The sequence below is a fragment of the Pseudarthrobacter sp. NamE5 genome (assembly GCF_005796225.1).
In the GTDB taxonomy this organism is placed as follows: Bacteria; Actinomycetota; Actinomycetes; order Actinomycetales; family Micrococcaceae; genus Arthrobacter.
Genome location: NZ_VAHO01000009.1, coordinates 21489 through 36946, shown reverse-complemented (window position 1 = coordinate 36946; position 15458 = coordinate 21489). Strand labels below are relative to the sequence as shown.

Annotated in this window: 14 protein-coding genes; 2 read left to right on the top strand and 12 right to left on the bottom strand. The window is 66.1% G+C overall.

Features of this window, described 5'->3' with window-relative positions; genetic code table 11:
• Positions 1-23: 23 nt before the first annotated feature.
• Together FDW84_RS11995 and FDW84_RS11990 are read right to left on the bottom strand one after the other, a co-directional pair.
• Positions 24-749 (bottom strand): redox-sensing transcriptional repressor Rex, encoded by a 726-nt coding sequence (locus FDW84_RS11995; protein WP_138609750.1) that lies wholly within the window; start codon positions 747-749, stop codon positions 24-26.
• 104 nt (positions 750-853) lie between these two features.
• The gene (locus tag FDW84_RS11990) at positions 854-1108 is read right to left on the bottom strand and encodes a glutaredoxin family protein (RefSeq protein WP_138609748.1); all 255 of its coding nucleotides are present in this window, start codon (positions 1106-1108) and stop codon (positions 854-856) included.
• A 90-nt stretch (positions 1109-1198) separates the two neighbouring features.
• Between FDW84_RS11990 and FDW84_RS11985 the strand changes: the two genes are divergently transcribed.
• Entirely contained in the window at positions 1199-2017 is an 819-nt protein-coding gene (locus FDW84_RS11985) for an HAD family hydrolase (protein WP_138609746.1), read from the top strand.
• A 121-nt stretch (positions 2018-2138) separates the two neighbouring features.
• On the opposite strand, the gene FDW84_RS11980 is transcribed toward FDW84_RS11985, so the two are convergent.
• The 10 genes from FDW84_RS11980 to FDW84_RS11935 all read right to left on the bottom strand — a co-directional run bounded on the left by FDW84_RS11980 (position 2139) and on the right by FDW84_RS11935 (position 14280).
• Complete coding sequence (locus FDW84_RS11980; RefSeq protein WP_003792170.1) at positions 2139-2237, bottom strand: 30S ribosomal protein bS22; 99 nt, start codon at positions 2235-2237, stop codon at positions 2139-2141.
• 151 nt (positions 2238-2388) lie between these two features.
• The gene (locus FDW84_RS11975) at positions 2389-2601 is read right to left on the bottom strand and encodes a helix-turn-helix domain-containing protein (RefSeq protein WP_066278759.1); all 213 of its coding nucleotides are present in this window, start codon (positions 2599-2601) and stop codon (positions 2389-2391) included.
• Between the two features lie 143 nt (positions 2602-2744).
• On the bottom strand, positions 2745-3878 hold the full coding sequence (locus FDW84_RS11970; RefSeq protein ID WP_138609744.1) for a 3-deoxy-7-phosphoheptulonate synthase: 1134 nt from the start codon (positions 3876-3878) through the stop codon (positions 2745-2747).
• Between the two features lie 216 nt (positions 3879-4094).
• Positions 4095-5423 (bottom strand): glycoside-pentoside-hexuronide (GPH):cation symporter, encoded by a 1329-nt coding sequence (locus tag FDW84_RS11965; RefSeq protein ID WP_138609742.1) that lies wholly within the window; start codon positions 5421-5423, stop codon positions 4095-4097.
• 57 nt (positions 5424-5480) lie between these two features.
• Complete coding sequence (locus tag FDW84_RS11960; protein WP_138609740.1) at positions 5481-6500, bottom strand: acetylxylan esterase; 1020 nt, start codon at positions 6498-6500, stop codon at positions 5481-5483.
• A gap of 16 nt (positions 6501-6516) precedes the next feature.
• The gene (locus tag FDW84_RS11955; protein WP_171046766.1) at positions 6517-9084 is read right to left on the bottom strand and encodes a glycosyl hydrolase family 95 catalytic domain-containing protein; all 2568 of its coding nucleotides are present in this window, start codon (positions 9082-9084) and stop codon (positions 6517-6519) included.
• A 62-nt stretch (positions 9085-9146) separates the two neighbouring features.
• Complete coding sequence (locus tag FDW84_RS11950) at positions 9147-10640, bottom strand: rhamnulokinase (protein WP_138609735.1); 1494 nt, start codon at positions 10638-10640, stop codon at positions 9147-9149.
• Positions 10637-12673 carry a bifunctional aldolase/short-chain dehydrogenase gene (locus FDW84_RS11945; protein WP_138609733.1) on the bottom strand — a complete coding sequence of 679 codons (2037 nt, stop codon included), beginning with the start codon at positions 12671-12673 and terminating at the stop codon, positions 10637-10639. Before FDW84_RS11945 ends, FDW84_RS11950 begins: the two co-directional genes overlap by 4 nt.
• Positions 12674-12678: 5 nt before the next feature.
• Complete coding sequence (gene rhaI / locus FDW84_RS11940) at positions 12679-13845, bottom strand: L-rhamnose isomerase (RefSeq protein WP_138609731.1); 1167 nt, start codon at positions 13843-13845, stop codon at positions 12679-12681.
• An 87-nt stretch (positions 13846-13932) separates the two neighbouring features.
• Positions 13933-14280, bottom strand: coding sequence for an L-rhamnose mutarotase (locus FDW84_RS11935; protein ID WP_138609729.1), 348 nt, complete (start codon positions 14278-14280; stop codon positions 13933-13935).
• Between the two features lie 149 nt (positions 14281-14429).
• On the opposite strand from FDW84_RS11935, the gene FDW84_RS11930 reads away from it, so the two are divergent.
• Positions 14430-15452, top strand: a complete 1023-nt coding sequence (locus tag FDW84_RS11930) for a LacI family DNA-binding transcriptional regulator (protein WP_138609727.1) — start codon at positions 14430-14432, stop codon at positions 15450-15452.
• Positions 15453-15458: the final 6 nt, after the last annotated feature.

The window sequence follows — 15458 nt, the reverse complement described above, 5'->3', positions numbered from 1 at the left end:
GCGTGGGTCCCGGGCGCCGAATCCTAGGCGGTCTGCTCCGGGGCCTGCGCCCGTTGCGCGTGGTAGGCCAGGATCTGCAGCTCGGTAGCCATGTCCACCTTGCGGAGGTTGACCCCCTCAGGAACCTGGAGCATCACCGGGGCGAAGCTCAGGACGCTGTGCACGCCGGCCGCCACTACACGGTCGCAGACATCCTGGGCAACAGCGGCAGGCAGGGCCAGCACCACCATGTTCGCTCCGGTTCGATGCAGCACAGTCTCCAGGTCGGCCACGTCGCTGACGCGCAGCCAGCCCACCTCGTTGCCTATCACCATCTGGTCGGCATCAAAGATGGCCACGACGTCGAACCCGCGGGACTCGAAGCCGCCGTACCGTGCCAGCGCCTTGCCCAGGTTGCCGGCACCGACGATGGCCACTTTCCAGTCATGCGTTAAGCCAAGGGCGGCGGCTATGTGCCGGCTGAGGTACTGCACCTCATAACCCACGCCCCTGGTTCCGTAGGAACCGACGTGGGAGAGGTCCTTGCGCAGGGTCGAGGAGCTGACGCCGGAGGCCTCTGCCAAGGACTCGGAGGAAACCCGTTCCACGCCCTCCGCCAGCAGGGTATTGAGTGCGCGCAGGTAAAGGGTCAGCCGGGCCACGGCAGCGGGCGGAATCTGCTTAGCACCGGCAGCGGCTGCGGCACCAGCGGTGGAAGCGGCGTCGGACAGGTCCGGGACAGCGTGGGGAGTTGAATCCAGCGAACTCACCAGCCCCTCCCTCGCATTGCGTTGTGACTCCACTCTAGAGCCCCGCCCGCGATGCCAACAAAGCAGGTGACACCATTGTTCGCGCCGTCATAGGTACCGTTGGCCTACTGCGCCATGGCGCGTTGGAGCACCCGTTCGAGCCGGGCTTCGTCAATCTTCCAGAAATCCCGCTGCACGCCGTCCACCAGGACCACCGGAATTTCCTCTGCGAAGCGCTCGCGAAGTTCCGGCTGGTGGTCCACCGGCGCTTCGCTCCACTCAAGCCCCAGGGCGGCAGTAACCCGCCCGACGGCGTCGCGCGCGTCCTGGCAAAGGTGGCAGTCTGCTTTGGTGATCAGGACAACGCGGGGTATGGCCATACCTTAACCGTATCCCCGTTCGCGGTGCCCGGCGACGCTGGGGTGCAGCAGCGCAAGGGAATGCATAGTGGATTGACTAGACTCAAGTTCATGCCCGAGGAGAAATACGTCGCCGTAGTCACCAAGCCGGTTGCTGCGCCGCAGCCCGGCGAGGCGGCGTTCTTCGATGTGGACAACACCCTGATGCGCGGTGCCAGCCTCTTCCACGTCGCACGCAAGATGCACCAGCGCGGCGCGTTCACCATGGCCCAGGCGGCCGGCTTTGCATGGAAGCAGCTCAAGTTCATGGCCCGCGGGGAGAACATGGACGACGTCCATGCAGTCCGCGACTCCGCCCTGACCCTGGCCGCCGGCATCACCGTTGAGGACATCAAGGCCCTGGGTGAAGAAGTGTACGACGAAATGATTGCCTCCAGGATCTGGCCCGGCGCCAAGGCCCTCGCCGAGCAGCACCTGCGGGTGGGGCGGCGGGTATGGCTGGTGACCGCCACCCCCATCGAGGTGGCCACAGTGATCTCCACCAGGCTGGGACTCACCGGGGCCCTGGGCACGGTGGGCGAAATCTCCGACGGGATGTACACGGGCCGGCTGGTCGGGGACATCCTGCACGGCTCCGCCAAGGCAGTGGCTGTCCAGGGCATCGCGGAGGCCGAAGACCTGGACCTCAAGCGCTGCTGGGCCTACAGCGACTCCTACAATGACATCCCGCTGCTGTCCCTGGTGGGCCACCCGGTGGCCATCAATCCGGATTCCCGCCTGCGCCGCCATGCGCGGGACCACAACTGGCCCGTCTACGACTTCCGGGCAGGACGCCGGGCAGCCACGTTCGGGCTCAAGGCGGCGACGGCCGGCGGCGCCGTCTACGGGCTGTGGAAAGGCTTCGCCCGCATCCGCGGCCCCCGCATCTAGGTAGCAGCAGATGTCGTTATGAGCCCCCATAACGACATCTGCTGCTACCTAGTTGGGGGCTGGAAACAGAAATGCCCGCCGCTGGAAGGCGGCGGGCATTTCTACGCTGTCCGAAATATCTCTACTTCTTGTTGCGGCGCTGGTGACGGGTCTTGCGAAGCAGCTTGCGGTGCTTCTTCTTGGCCATACGCTTGCGACGCTTCTTAATAACTGAACCCACGAAAGTTCCTTACCAAACTAGATGCAGTACCTGTCTGATGGAAGTGGTTCGTGGACGAGGCTACGAACTGAACAACTGACAGATTCTTACAATGACGTAAAACGTTCCTTAACAGGGTACCGCTTCCCGGAGGCCGCTCAGGACAGGCTTGTCAGGCGGTCTCCGTGTGGCCGTCCACCACGGCACCCTTGAGGTACTGCTCCACGGCCTGCTCCGGTACCCGGTAGGAGCGGCCGAACCGCACTGCCGGCATCTCACCGGAGTGGACCAGCCGGTACACGGTCATCTTGGAGACGCGCATGACCTGGGCAACTTCAGCCACGGTAAGGAACTTCGCGTTGGAGAAGTTCTGTTCTGCCGACATTTCCCTATATTCCTTTGCTGACGGATGGACAACAGTCACCCCAGGTACGTGCCAATGCGGTGTTCCGATGCTGAGCCATCCACCAACCACCTATCTAGATACTCTAGATGTTCCTGTGGCAGAAGTGAAAGTAGCGGGAACCCCTAATTCGCTTCCCTCCGCTTGCGTGCACTGGCGGCGAGTTGGTCCAGCACGGAGACGGAAACGTCCCAGTCCATGCAGGCGTCAGTGACGCTTTGCCCGTACACCAGCTCCGACTCTCCCGCGGCATGTGCGGCGACGTCGAGGTTCTGGGCGCCGCCCACCAGGAAGCTTTCGAGCATGACGCCGGCAATAGCCTGGGCGGAGGCGCCGCCGTCTTCCAGTTGCGCCCCGATCTCCAGTGCCACTTCAGCCTGGCGGTGGTGGCTCTTGCCGCTGTTGGCGTGGCTGGCATCGACAATGAGGCGCGGGTTCAGCTGCTTACCAGCCAGCTTGGCCGAGGCAGCCTCGACGTCGGCCGCTGAGTAGTTCGGCCCCTTCCGTCCGCCCCGCAGGATGACGTGTGTGTCAGGGTTTCCGGCGGTGGCCACGAGTGCTGCCCGGCCGTCGCCGTCGATTCCGAGGAAGGCCTGGGCCGCAGCGGCCGCACCGCAGGCGTCGATGGCCACCTGGAGGTCCCCGTCGGTGCCGTTCTTGAAGCCGATGGGCATGGAGAGGCCGGAGGCGAGCTGGCGGTGGATCTGGCTCTCGGTGGTGCGGGCACCAATGGCGCCCCAGGAGATCAGGTCCGCCATGTACTGGGGGCTGATTGGTTCGAGGAACTCCGTGGCGGTGGGCAGCCCCAGCACGGTGACCTGCTGCAGGAAGTGCCGGGCGGTGCGGAGGCCGGTCACCATGTCATGGCTGCCGTCCAGCCGCGGATCATTGATCAGGCCCTTCCAGCCCACGGTGGTGCGCGGCTTTTCGAAGTAGGTCCGCATGACGATCAGCAGGTCTTCCCGGTGTTTCTCGGCCTGGCTGACCAGGCGGCGGGCGTACTCCAGCCCCGCTTCGGGGTCATGGATGGAGCAGGGGCCAACGATCACCAGGAGGCGGTCGTCCACGCCGTCCATGACAGCCCGGACTTCGTCGCGGCCCCGTTCGACGACGCCTGCCACCCGGGCATCCAGCGGCAGTTCCGCGATGAGTTCGGACGGTGTGGGCAGCGCCGTGAATTCGCTGACGCGCAGGTTCGACGTCGACTTTGCGGCTTTGGTGCCGGCGGTGGTGCTTGCGGGGGCTGTTGCGGTGCTCATGGTGTGGGTCCTGTTCCAGATGGGAAGCGGGCCCGGATCAGAACCCGCCGGAGAAACGGCGAAGGGCAGAGAGTGATCTCTGCCCTGTTGGCTCTGAAGGAAAGTTGGATGCGTGTCAGTTAAACGCGGGCCCCTCCAGAGCCAACGGAAAATACGCATACCAACGGTTAGTCATGCCTTGAACCATAGCGGGAGCATCCCCGCATGGCAAAACTGTTACGCCGCCTCCCGGGTCAGCCGCGCCACCAGCTCCGCATGCTTCTGGTCAGTCAGGCGGTACCAGTGCATGATTCCGACAGCTGCCAGCACCAGGACGCCGGGCAGCAGGCCGGCAGCAGCCCGGATGGCGAGCGTGGCAGAGCCGGACTGCTCCGGCACCCCGGATGCGTAGCCGCCCCAGGCAAGTGAAAAGGCCACCAGGCCGGCGCCGAACCCCATGCCCAGCTTCCTGGTGGCGGCCAGGAGCGCGTAATTGATCCCCTGCACACGGACCCCGGTTTTCCACTCGCCGTACTCCACGGTGTCCGCAATGAGCGCCCACGTAACGATACTGACGGATGCCGACGCAAGGAGCCCCAGCAGCAGGCCGGCCAGGCCAACCAGGGGCGCGTCCGCCGGGGCAAGGAAGACCAGCACTCCGCCGGCCCCGCCAAGGCTGGCCCCCGCACAGTACACCGCCCGTTTGCCCCAGCGTGCCACTGGACGCGGGATGAGGACGGCCAAGATAAGGGTGATGACCACCTGCGCGCCGGCCATGACGGGGAAAAGGTCAACGCGGGACAGGACGTCCCGGAGGTAGTAGAACTGCGCTGCGCCGGTGGCGGACGTTCCGGTGACGAACAGGACAGAACTGACGCACAGGATCACCAGCGGGGAGTTGGCTTTCAGGGCTGCGACGCTCTGCCTGAACGTGATCTTTGGGATGCCGCCGGGCACCTGCTCAACACAGACCACCCCGGTGAGGAAGTAGAGGGCTGAACCCAGCACCGCGAAAGCAAGGGTCAGCCAGGTGAAGATCTGTTGCATGTCCTGCCCAGCGCCCAGGAGCGGGGCGATGAAGAAGCCAAGGGTGGCTCCCACCGACAGCCCGCCGATGGTGCGCGCGCCGCCGAGCCGTGCACGTTCCTTGGCGTCCTGGGTCATGGCGCCCACGAGGCAGCCGTAAGGCACGTTGACCATGCTGTAGGCGACGCATACCAGGCCGTAGGTGCAGTACGCATAGAGCAGTTTCAGGGACGGGTCCACGTCCGGGACGTGGAACACCGCCACGCTCAGCAGCAGTGGAACGAAGCCGAACATCAGGAAGGGGCGGAACTTGCCCCAGCGGCGGCTGTGGAGGCGGTCTACGATCCGGCCGGCGGCAACGTCCGTGAAGGCGTTGAACACCCGGGCCAGCAGCAGCAGTGTGCCGGCCGCTGCTGCCCCGATTCCAGCAACATCTGTGTAGTAGACAAGCAGGAACATGTTCCCGGTACTGATGATCATGCTGTTGGCGGCATCTCCGGCGCCGTAGCCGAAGACGCTGAGCCTGCTGAGTTTCTTCATTGCTTCCTTGTTCCTGCCCGAGCCGGGAAACCGTTTTCTCGGCCCGCAGGAGGAAACTTACCCCAAAATTTTGCGCAGAAACAGCAGTTGCTGGATCCACTGGTGTTCCTGGCCGCCCTCGTGGTTGTTGAACCTGTAGACCTCGATGTCCTTGGCGGGGCCGTTGCCTGACAAACCTGCGGTCCCGGCCCCGTAGGCATTGAAGCTGGCGAAGACGGTGGAGGGCGGGCAGATGTCGTCCATCTGGGCAGCCGAGTAGAGCGCCGGCGCAGTTGCCCAACGGGCCAGGTTGACTCCGTCGAAGTAGCGGAGGACCGCGAGCATTGCCCCGTACCGGTCCCGGTGGCGGGCCAGGAACTGGGCGATTTCCGGGTAGGGGCCGCGCGGGGTGATATCGATGGCACGCGGGAAATCCTGCAGGAACGGGACGTCCGGCAGGGCGGCGATGACGCCGTCGAGCCTTCCTGCCACCAGCCCCGCGGCTGCCACGGCAATTCCGCCGCCCTGGCTGACGCCCGCTAGCACCACTTTGGCGGGGTCGACGTTGGGATGCGACTGCGCGGCTTCCACGGCGCGAAAGGCGTCCACGTACACCCGGCGGTAGTAGTAGTCCTCGCGGTTTGCGATGCCCCTGGTCATCAGGCCGGCGTGGGCTACCCCTCCTGCGGACGGATGCGGGTCGGGCGTCTCGCCCAGGGTGCCGCCGTATCCCTGGCCCCGCGTGTCCATGACGAAGTGCGCGTAGCCCGCCTGTGCCCAGCGGGTGTCCTGGTTGACCAGCCCGCGGCCGCCGGAGTAGCCCACGTACTGGACTACCACCGGCAGGTTGGCCTCCGCTTCCCGGTGGGCGGGGAGATGCAGCCAGCCTTTGACGGGGGCTCCGCCGTAACCGGAAAAGGTGACATCGAAAGTGTCAATTACCGAAAGGTAGTTCTCCACCGGTTCAAAGGTTGCCCGAAGCGGGAAAGCCCTGGCCTCCCGAATTGTCGCATCCCAGAAGGCGCGCAGGTCCGCCGGGGGCGTCACATCCGACGTGTAGGTGCGGAGCTGTTCGAGTGGAAGGTCAAAGAGCGGCATTGTTATCCATGTCCTGTCAGTAGGCGCGCTGCGATGGGCGGTGTTGGGTGGGGCCAGGGGTGTCCAGGCGCAAGGCACCGGAAGGGGAAACGTTGAGGATTGTTGCCTGTCCGGGCCTGATCGTGGCTTCCTCGACGGCCGCCCCGTGCCGGACCAGGACCTTCAGCTGCTCGCTGGCGGACAGGGTTGCCTGAATGAGCCGCCCGTGCTGCCACCGCAGGTCAAGTTCCACACCGGGCCGTGCGCGGAGCCCCTCTGCCCGGCCGCTGGGCAGTTCGGCGGGCAGGGCGGGCAACAGTTCTATCTCCCGGAGCCCGCTTCCGCTGCGGTGGCTCTGGACCAGGCACTCCGTGAGGCCCGCTACGAACCCCAGGTTTCCATCGATCTGGAATGGCGGATGGGCGCCGAACAGGTTCGGGTACAGTCCTCCGCTCTGCCCGCCGCGGTCTGTACTCATGTCCCGGAAGTAGAGCCGGAGCAGGTCGCTGACCTTGGCGGCCTGGCGAAGCCGCGCCCGGAGCAGGATCTTCCAGGCCAGCGACCACCCCGTGGCTTCGTCGCCACGCCCGTCAAGGCTGGCATGGACTGCGGCCTCCAGCTCAGCAGACAAGGGAGTATCTCCGGGGTAGGCGAGGTAAAGGTGGCTGAGGTGCCGGTGCCCGGGTTCCCACTCCTCCGGATCCGCCAGCCATTCGCGGAGCTTCCCGTCCCGTCCCGGTGTTGGGACAGGAATCCGGGGCAGTGCCCGCCTGGCTGCAGTGGCCACCGGATCAGCGTCCAGGCCAAGCTGCCGGGCCAAGGTGTCGAGCATCCTGAAGGCATCGGCGATGAGGGTGAGGTCCAGCGTGGAGGACTCGGCAGCGGCTGCCTGGGTACGCTGCCCAGAGGCCGGGTCTACTGCGGCGAAGGTGTTCTCCGGAGAGGTGGAGGGGCAGGTTCCCAGCGAGCCGTCCGGGAATTCCACCAGCAGGTCAAGCGCGAATTCGACGGCACCTCGGATGGCCGGCCATGCCATGTCGCGGGCAAACTCCTTGGAAGCAGCACCGAACTGGAGGTGCTCCCACAGATGCCGGACAAGCCAGAGGCCCGCCATGGGCCAATAGCTCCACTCCGGCGAATGGAATCCGTGGCCCACCGGCTTGGCGTAGGCCCAGAGATCCGAGTTGTGGTGCACCGTCCAGCCGCGGGCGCCGTAATACTCCCGCGCCACGACGGCTCCGGTCACCTGCATCGCCTCAATAAGGGCAAAAAGGGGTTTCACACACTCCGCCAGGCCTGCGGGCTCCGCACCCCAGTAGTTCATCTGCAGGTTGATGTTGGTGGTGTAGTTGGAGCTCCAGGGCGCCGGCAGCTCTGCATTCCAGATGCCCTGCAGGTTGGCCGGCACTCCCCGCCAGGCGCTCCCCTGACTGGCGGTTCCCTGGCTGAAACCTGAGGGCCCCGGCCTGGAGCTCGAGATCAGCAGGTACCGGCCGTAGTTGAAGAGCAGGGCTGCCAATCCGGCATCGGCAGCCAGCGGACCGGCGGGGTGCACGTTGGCCTCAAGCAGGCGCCGTCCCGTGTCTGCGCCCTTCCAGGCCGGCACGTCCAGCTCAATACGGGCGGCCTGGTAGAGCCGCGAGTGGGTGTCCTCGTGCTGTGCCTGCAGTGTACGCGTGCCGGCAGCCATGGCATGGTCCAGGACTGAGCGTGCGGCGGCGGCAGCTGTGGCGGCCGTCCCTTGGGGCTGCCGGGCCAGCCCCGCGAAGGTGGTTTCGGTGGTGACGTAAATGTCGGCGCGCCTCACGCCCGTGGCGGCCAGGCCGTCGTCGTACCCTGCATTGGGACGGGCCTGCCCGTCGTGTTCCCAGGAAACCGCCACCGCGCCCTGCAGGCTGAGGGCATCGTCCTCCGAGTACTCCACCCGGCCGCCGTCGTGGGAGGGGGCGGCGTCCGAGGGCAGCTTCAGTTCGAGCGAAAAGAATCCACCCACGGCCGACCGGCGCAGGACGCCCAGGGGCGAGTCCAGACGCAGTGCAAGGTCAAGGCCGCCCGGCGCCTCGGTCCGCAGCGAGATCACCAGCACGGAAGGGTCGTGGCTGATGAAGGCATCTGCCCGCACAGCATGGCCCTCCAGGCGGTAGCTGTTGGTGGCAAGGGCGCGGGCCAGGTCCAGGCCGCGGTGATACTGGGAGCCCGGCCCTGCAGTCAGTTCCCCGGCTCCGGTTCCGTCTGCTGCTGCCGCCGTCGAAGTCAGCGATGCCGCAAGGTACAGGTCGGCGAACGGAAGGTACGCCTGGGAGTGCCGGTGCTGCAGGCCCCTGAGGGCTTCGCTGGCTCCCGCAAAGTCACCGGCGCTGATCCGGCGGCGGCTTTCATCCAGGATCCGGTCCGCATCCCCCCGGTTGAAGACGGGCTCGCGGCCCTGGCTGCACGGGGACCCGGACCAGGCGGACGAATCGTTGAGCTGGAACCGGTGTTCCACTCCCCCGTCCGCCTGGCCGGCCCCGAAAACCATGGCGCCGAGCCTGCCGTTTCCAAGCGGCAGCGCTTCGAGCCACTGGGCGGCAGGGGCGTCGTAGGCAAGGAGGTGTTCAGCAGCCATGGGTCCAAATGTTAGGGCCGGCAGGCGGATAGGGACAGTGCGGCCCATGCATTGATCAACAGCTACAGCCGTGAGAGTTCAGGCACAAAGACCTGCAGGTCATGGCTGCGCACCACCAGTTCCCGCAGTTCCGCGAGTCCACCCGTGACAGAGCCCGCGGCGCGCGCCTGCACCAGGATGTTGCCCAGGGCTGTGGCTTCCACTGGGCCTGCCACCACTTTCCTGCCCGCTATATCCGCGGTCAGCTGGCACAGCAGCCTGTTCTGCGAGCCGCCGCCCACCACATGCACCACGTCCACCGACCGGTCGGCCAGCCGCTCGGCGTCCCGGATGGTACGGCCGTAGCCCGTGGCGAGGCTGTCCATGATGCACCTGGTGATGGCGGCCGGATCGTCCGGCAGCACATCGCCCACGCGGCGGACCGCCGCCCGGATCCGCTCCGGCATGTTGTCCGGAGCGATGAAGTACGGATCGTCAGGGTTGATATGCGGACCTCCGGGCGGCAGCGCAGCGGCGGCGGTCAGCAGCGCCGTGAGCTCGGGCCTGAAACCCTCCTGGGCCCAAGTCCGTTGGCATTCGCTCAGCAGCCACAGCCCGCCCATGTTCTTCAGGTAGCGGATAGTGCCGTCCACGCCCCGCTCATTGGTGAAGTTCGCCTCCCGGCTGGCCTCGGTGAGGACCGGGTGCTTCAGCTCAAGTCCTACCAGGGACCAGGTGCCGGATGAGATGTACGCGAAGTTTTCCTCCTGGGCGGGGACTGCGGCGACAGCCGAGGCAGTGTCGTGCGAGCCCACGGCCACCACCGGTGTGTCCTGTGCCAGGCCCACCTGCGCGGCAATTCCGGGCAGGAGGGTCCCAACGGTTTCACCGGGCTGGACCAGCGGCGGGAACAGGTCCTTGGGCAGGCCAAGGGCGGTGAGGAATTCGGCGGCCCACTCCCCCGCCACCGCGTCAAACAGCCCCGTGGTGGAGGCATTGGTGGCCTCGGTCCGGCGCCGGCCGGTGAGCTGGAACGCGATCAGGTCCGGAATCAGCAGTGCCTGCAGCCCGGCCAGGTCCGGTTCCGTGGCCAGCTGGTAAAGGGTGTTGAACTGCAGGAACTGCAGCCCCGTGGTGGCGTACAGGCGGGCCGGATCCAGTTTCCTATGGACGGGTTCGACGGCGGCACGGCTGCGGTCGTCACGGTAGCTGTAGGGCTGGGCTGTGAGCTTTCCGTCAGCGTCCACCAGCCCGTAGTCCACGGCCCAGGTGTCGATACCGATGCTTGCCACCTGCTCGCCCTGCACCGCGGCGACTGTCGCCGCAGCGGTCAGGCCCTTGAGCACCTCGGCGAACAGCGCGTCGAAGTCCCAGCGGAGTCCGCCGTCGATCTCCACCACGCCGTTCGGGAACCGGTGCACCACCTCGAGTTCAACAGCGCCTTCGGCGAGTCTGCCCAGGATGACGCGGCCGGAGGAAGCACCGATATCCACCGCGGCAAAAACGCGGGAAGCGGGAGCGGCGGAAACCGCCCCGGCCTCGGCCGGGGCGGTTTTCCTGTTCTGCTGAGCGGTCATCGCAGGAAGGCTGCGGCCACTCCGGCGTCCACGGGGATGTGCAGGCCGGTGGTGTGGGACAGTTCGTTGCTGGTGAGGACGGCGGCGGCGTTGGCCACGTGCTCGGGCAGGACTTCGCGCTTGAGCAGGGTGCGCTGGGCGTAGTACTCGCCCAGTTTCTCCTCGTCCACGCCGTACACGGCGGCGCGCTTGGCGCCCCAGCCGCCGGCGAAGATGCCGGAGCCGCGGACCACGCCGTCGGGGTTGATGCCGTTGACGCGGATGCCGTGCTCACCAAGTTCCGCAGCGAGGAGGCGGACCTGGTGGGCCTGGTCTGCTTTCGTGGCGGAGTAGGCGATGTTGTTCGGTCCGGCGAACACGGAGTTTTTCGAGGAGATGTAGATGATATCCCCGCCCAGGCCCTGGGCGATCATGACCTTCGCCGCGGCCTTGGCCACCAGGAATGAGCCCTTGGCCATGACGTTGTGCTGCAGGTCCCAGTCCTTCTCGGTGGTTTCCAGCAGCGGCTTTGAGATGGACAGGCCGGCGTTGTTGACCACCAGGTCCACGCCACCGAACGCCAGGACTGCGGCGTCGATCGCGGCCGCGACCTGGGCCTCGTTCGTCACGTCAGCCTGGACACCGATGGCGATGTCCGGGCCGCCGAGCTCTTCGGCCACCTTCTCCGCGTTCTCCAGGTTCAGGTCGGCGATGACCACGCAGGCCCCTTCCGCGGCGAGGCGGGTGGCAATGGCCTTGCCGATTCCCGACGCCGCACCGGTCACGAGCGCGATCCGTGTGGCGTGCGACTTCGGCTTGGGCATCCGGGCCAGCTTGGCTTCCTCCAGCGCCCAGTACTCGATCCGGAACTTCTCGGATTCCTCGATCGGGGCGTAGGTGGAGATCGCCTCGGCACCGCGCATCACGTTGATGGCGTTGATGTAGAACTCGCCGGCAACACGGGCGGTCTGCTTGTTGGCACCAAAGGAGAACATGCCGACGCCGGGGACCAGCACAATGGCCGGATCAGCGCCGCGCAGCGCCGGGCTGTCCTCGTCCGCGTGGCGGTCATAGTAGGCCTGGTAGTCCTCGCGGTAGTCGGCGTGAAGCTCGTGCAGCCGGGCGATCGAGTCCTCGATGGACGCATCGGCGGGCAGGTCCAGGATCAGCGGCTTGACCTTGGTGCGCAGGAAGTGGTCCGGACAGGACGTGCCCAGTGCGCCGAGGCGCGGGTGCTCGGCGGCTTCGAGGAAGTCCACGACGACGGCGTCATCGCTGAAGTGCCCCAGCTGCGGCTTGTCCGTCGACGCCAGGCCGCGGATCACGGGTGCCAGGGCTGCAGCTTTGGCGCGGCGCTCGTTTTCCGGGAGGACTGCGTAGCCGGGCAGCTTCGGGCCGAAGGGTTCGGCTTTGCCGTTGTCCTTGATGTATTTTTCGGCCTGTTCGATGATCCACAGCGAGTTCTGCTCGGCTTCTTCGCTGGTGGCGCCCCAGGCGGTGATGCCGTGCCCGCCGAGGATGGTGCCGATGGCCTGCGGATTGGCTTCCTTGATCGCGGCGATGTCCAGGCCCAGCTGGAACCCGGGACGGCGCCAGGGAACCCAGACCACCTTGTTGCCGAAGATCTTGGTGGTCAGCGCCTCGCCATCAACTGCGGTGGCAATGGCAATGCCGGAGTCCGGGTGAAGGTGGTCCACGTGCGCGGCGTCCACGAGGCCGTGCATGGCGGTATCGATCGAGGGGGCGGCACCGCCCTTGCCGTGCAGGCAGTAATCGAACGCGGCCACCATCTCGTCTTCGCGCTCGACGCCGGGGTAGACGTTCTTCAGCGCGTTCAGGCGGTCCAGCCGCAGGACGGCCAGGTTTTCCGCCTTAAGGGTGCCCAGGTCCCCGCCGGAGCCCTTGACCCACAGCAGCTGCACGTCCTCGCCGGTCACCGGATCCTTTTCGGTGCCTTTGGCGGAGGTGTTGCCGCCGGCGAAGTTGGTGTTCCGCTTGTCTGCGCCGAGGCGGTTGGAACGGGAAATCAGGTCTTCAACAGTCTTGTTCGTCATAGCTATCAGGCGCCCCATCCGGCTTGCTGGCCGCCCACGCGGTCCTCGTTAATCTTCTTCTGGTACCCGCTGGCCTCAAAGGCGGCCAGCGGGTCCGCGGGCAGGCCGCGGGATTCACGCCACTCGGCCAGGACAGGCCGGACGTCGGTGTAGAAGGCATCGTTGAAGATGCCGTTCGCGGCCAGGACATCCCCGGCGCGCTGGGCCTCGTTCAGGGCCGCGGTGTCCACCAGCAGGGCGCGGGCGGTCATTTCCTGGACGTTGAGGACCGAGCGGATCTGGCCCGGAATCTTCTCCTCCAGGTTGTGGCACTGGTCCAGCATCAGCGCAACGCCGGAGTCCTTGCCGTAGCCACCGCCACGGATGACCTCGTGCATGATGCGGAAGAGCTGGAACGGATCCGCGGCACCCACAATGAGGTCGTCGTCGGCGTAGAAGCGGGAGTTGAAGTCAAAGGACCCCAGCTTGCCCAGGCGCAGCAGCTGCATCACGATGAACTCGATGTTGGTGCCCGGGGCGTGGTGGCCGGTGTCCAGGCAGACAAACGCCTTCTCGCCAAGGGCCAGGGTCTGGGCGTAGGAGGTGCCCCAGTCCGGCACATCGGTGTGGTAAAAAGCCGGCTCGAAGAACTTGTACTCGAGCACCAGGCGCTGCTCATCGCCCAGGGCGGCATAGATCTCCTGCAGCGACTCTGCCAGACGGTCCTGGCGGCCGCGGATATCATCCTGGCCCGGGTAGTTGGTGCCGTCAGCCAGCCAGATCTTCAGGTCCCTGGAACCGGTGGCGTGCATGATCTCAATGCAGTCCAGGTGGTGATCGACGGCACGGCGGCGCACGGCCTCATTGGATGAGGTCAGCGAGCCGAACTTGTACTCGTCATCCTGGAAAGTGTTGGAGTTGATGGTTCCCAGTCCAACGCCCAGTCCTGCCGCGTACTCCTTGAGGGCAGCGTAGTCATCCACTGTGTCCCACGGAATGTGCAGGGCGACGGTGGGGGCCAGGCCGGTCAGCTCGTGGACCTTGGCGGCGTCCGCCAGCTTTTCCTGCACGGTACGCGGGGTGCCCGGCGTACCGAACACCTTGAACCGCGTACCGGAATTTCCATAAGCCCACGAAGGGACCTCAATTGCAAGCTCCTCGAGCCTGCCCAGCGCCGTTGCTACGTCATTCATGATGGTTCTTTCCGGTGTCTTGTGATGCTGTTGGTCTGATAAGCGCCGCCCCGCTGCTGGAGCCCGATGTTTGGCAGTCCGCCGGTGCTAGGAGGTGGAGGAACCCGCCGCCGCAAGCTGGCTGTCGAGATTGAAGACTTCCTCGAGGACCTGGAACCCTTCGTCGGGAGCCTGGCCGGTGTTCTCGAAAAGCGTTGCCATTTCCGCCTGCCAGCGGGCGTTGACCTCGGTCAGCGCCATCCGTGCGCGGACGGCATCGAAGTCGTCGCATTCCACGTAGCCCACCAGGAGGCCATCCTCCGCCAGGAACAGGGAGTAGTTGTGCCAGCCGGCGTCCTTGAGCGCACGGAGCATCTCTGGCCATACGGCAGCGTGCCGCCGGCGGTATTCGTCGATCAGCGCCGGCTGAATCGAGGAGCGGAAGCACACCCTCATTTTGGACCCTCCTGAACTCGCCAAAGTTTGAATCGTTTCATTGGTACGATTCAAAGTACTCTTGTAGTTGAGTAGGTGTCAAGCATTCCGGCCCGGCTGTCAGCAGCCCGGCCGGACCCGAGGCACGCGTCCCTGCAACACGGAGAATCATGAACCGCACCGCCAGTATCAAGGACGTCGCCAACCATGCCAGCGTGGCCGTAGGCACGGTATCCAATGTGCTGAATTACCCGGACAGGGTTTCGCAGCGGACCAAGGACCGGGTGCTGAAGGCGATCGACGAGCTGGGGTTCGTCCGCAACGACGCGGCCCGCCAGCTGCGGGCAGGCCACAGCCGAACCATTGGCCTGATTGTCCTGGACGTGGGGAACCCCTTCTTCACGTCCGTGGTGCGGGCCGCCGAGGATGCCGCTGCCCTGCACGGCAGCGCGGTGCTCCTAGGCGACAGCGGCCACGACGCCGGCCGGGAGGCCAACTACATCGACCTGTTCCAGGAGCAGCGCGTCCAGGGCCTGCTGATCTCACCAGTTGGGGATGTCACCGAACGGCTGGACCTCCTCCGCGAGCGCGGGGTTCCCACCGTGCTGGTGGACCGGCTGGCCGACGAGGCAAAGTTCAGCTCAGTGGCAGTTGACGACGACGCCGGCGGTTACCTTGCTGCGCGGCACCTGCTGGACACCGGCCGCCGTCGGCTCGCCTTTGTGGGCGGTCCCACCTCCATCCGGCAGGTGGCCGACCGACTGCAGGGGGCCCAGCGGGCCGTAAAAGAAGAAGCTGATGCCACCCTTGAGGTGCTCGAGTCCGAGGGGCAGACCGTCCTCGCCGGGCGCAGCGTGGGCAACATGCTGGTGGAGCGGGGGCGGGAAAACCTTCCGGACGGCATCTTCTGCGCCAACGACCTCCTGGCACTGGGCGTCATGCAGTCCCTTACCATGACCCACACCTACCGCATCCCGGACGACGTTGCGCTGATTGGTTACGACGACATCGACTTCGCGGTCTCGGCCGTGGTCCCGCTGTCCTCCATCCGGCAGCCCACGGAGGCGCTCGGACGCACAGCCATCGAACTCCTCGCCGAAGAGGTGGAATCCCAGAACCCCACGCACCGCGCGGTGGTGTTCACCCCGGAGCTGGTGGTCCGGCAGAGCACGGGCACTTCGTCCGCCGGCTGACGGGCG

Excerpts from the sequence above, each read along its gene's own strand:
- rhaI (WP_138609731.1), bottom strand. The coding sequence starts at position 13,845 with ATGAATGACGTAGCAACGGCGCTGGGCAGGCTCGAGGAGCTTGCAATT.
- FDW84_RS11970 (WP_138609744.1), bottom strand. The coding sequence starts at position 3,878 with ATGAGCACCGCAACAGCCCCCGCAAGCACCACCGCCGGCACCAAAGCC.
- FDW84_RS11975 (WP_066278759.1), bottom strand. The coding sequence starts at position 2,601 with ATGTCGGCAGAACAGAACTTCTCCAACGCGAAGTTCCTTACCGTGGCT.
- FDW84_RS11955 (WP_171046766.1), bottom strand. The coding sequence starts at position 9,084 with ATGGCTGCTGAACACCTCCTTGCCTACGACGCCCCTGCCGCCCAGTGG.
- FDW84_RS11945 (WP_138609733.1), bottom strand. The coding sequence starts at position 12,673 with ATGACGAACAAGACTGTTGAAGACCTGATTTCCCGTTCCAACCGCCTC.
- FDW84_RS11990 (WP_138609748.1), bottom strand. The coding sequence starts at position 1,108 with ATGGCCATACCCCGCGTTGTCCTGATCACCAAAGCAGACTGCCACCTT.
- FDW84_RS11985 (WP_138609746.1), top strand. The coding sequence starts at position 1,199 with ATGCCCGAGGAGAAATACGTCGCCGTAGTCACCAAGCCGGTTGCTGCG.
- FDW84_RS11965 (WP_138609742.1), bottom strand. The coding sequence starts at position 5,423 with ATGAAGAAACTCAGCAGGCTCAGCGTCTTCGGCTACGGCGCCGGAGAT.
- FDW84_RS11950 (WP_138609735.1), bottom strand. The coding sequence starts at position 10,640 with ATGACCGCTCAGCAGAACAGGAAAACCGCCCCGGCCGAGGCCGGGGCG.
- FDW84_RS11930 (WP_138609727.1), top strand. The coding sequence starts at position 14,430 with ATGAACCGCACCGCCAGTATCAAGGACGTCGCCAACCATGCCAGCGTG.
- FDW84_RS11960 (WP_138609740.1), bottom strand. The coding sequence starts at position 6,500 with ATGCCGCTCTTTGACCTTCCACTCGAACAGCTCCGCACCTACACGTCG.
- FDW84_RS11935 (WP_138609729.1), bottom strand. The coding sequence starts at position 14,280 with ATGAGGGTGTGCTTCCGCTCCTCGATTCAGCCGGCGCTGATCGACGAA.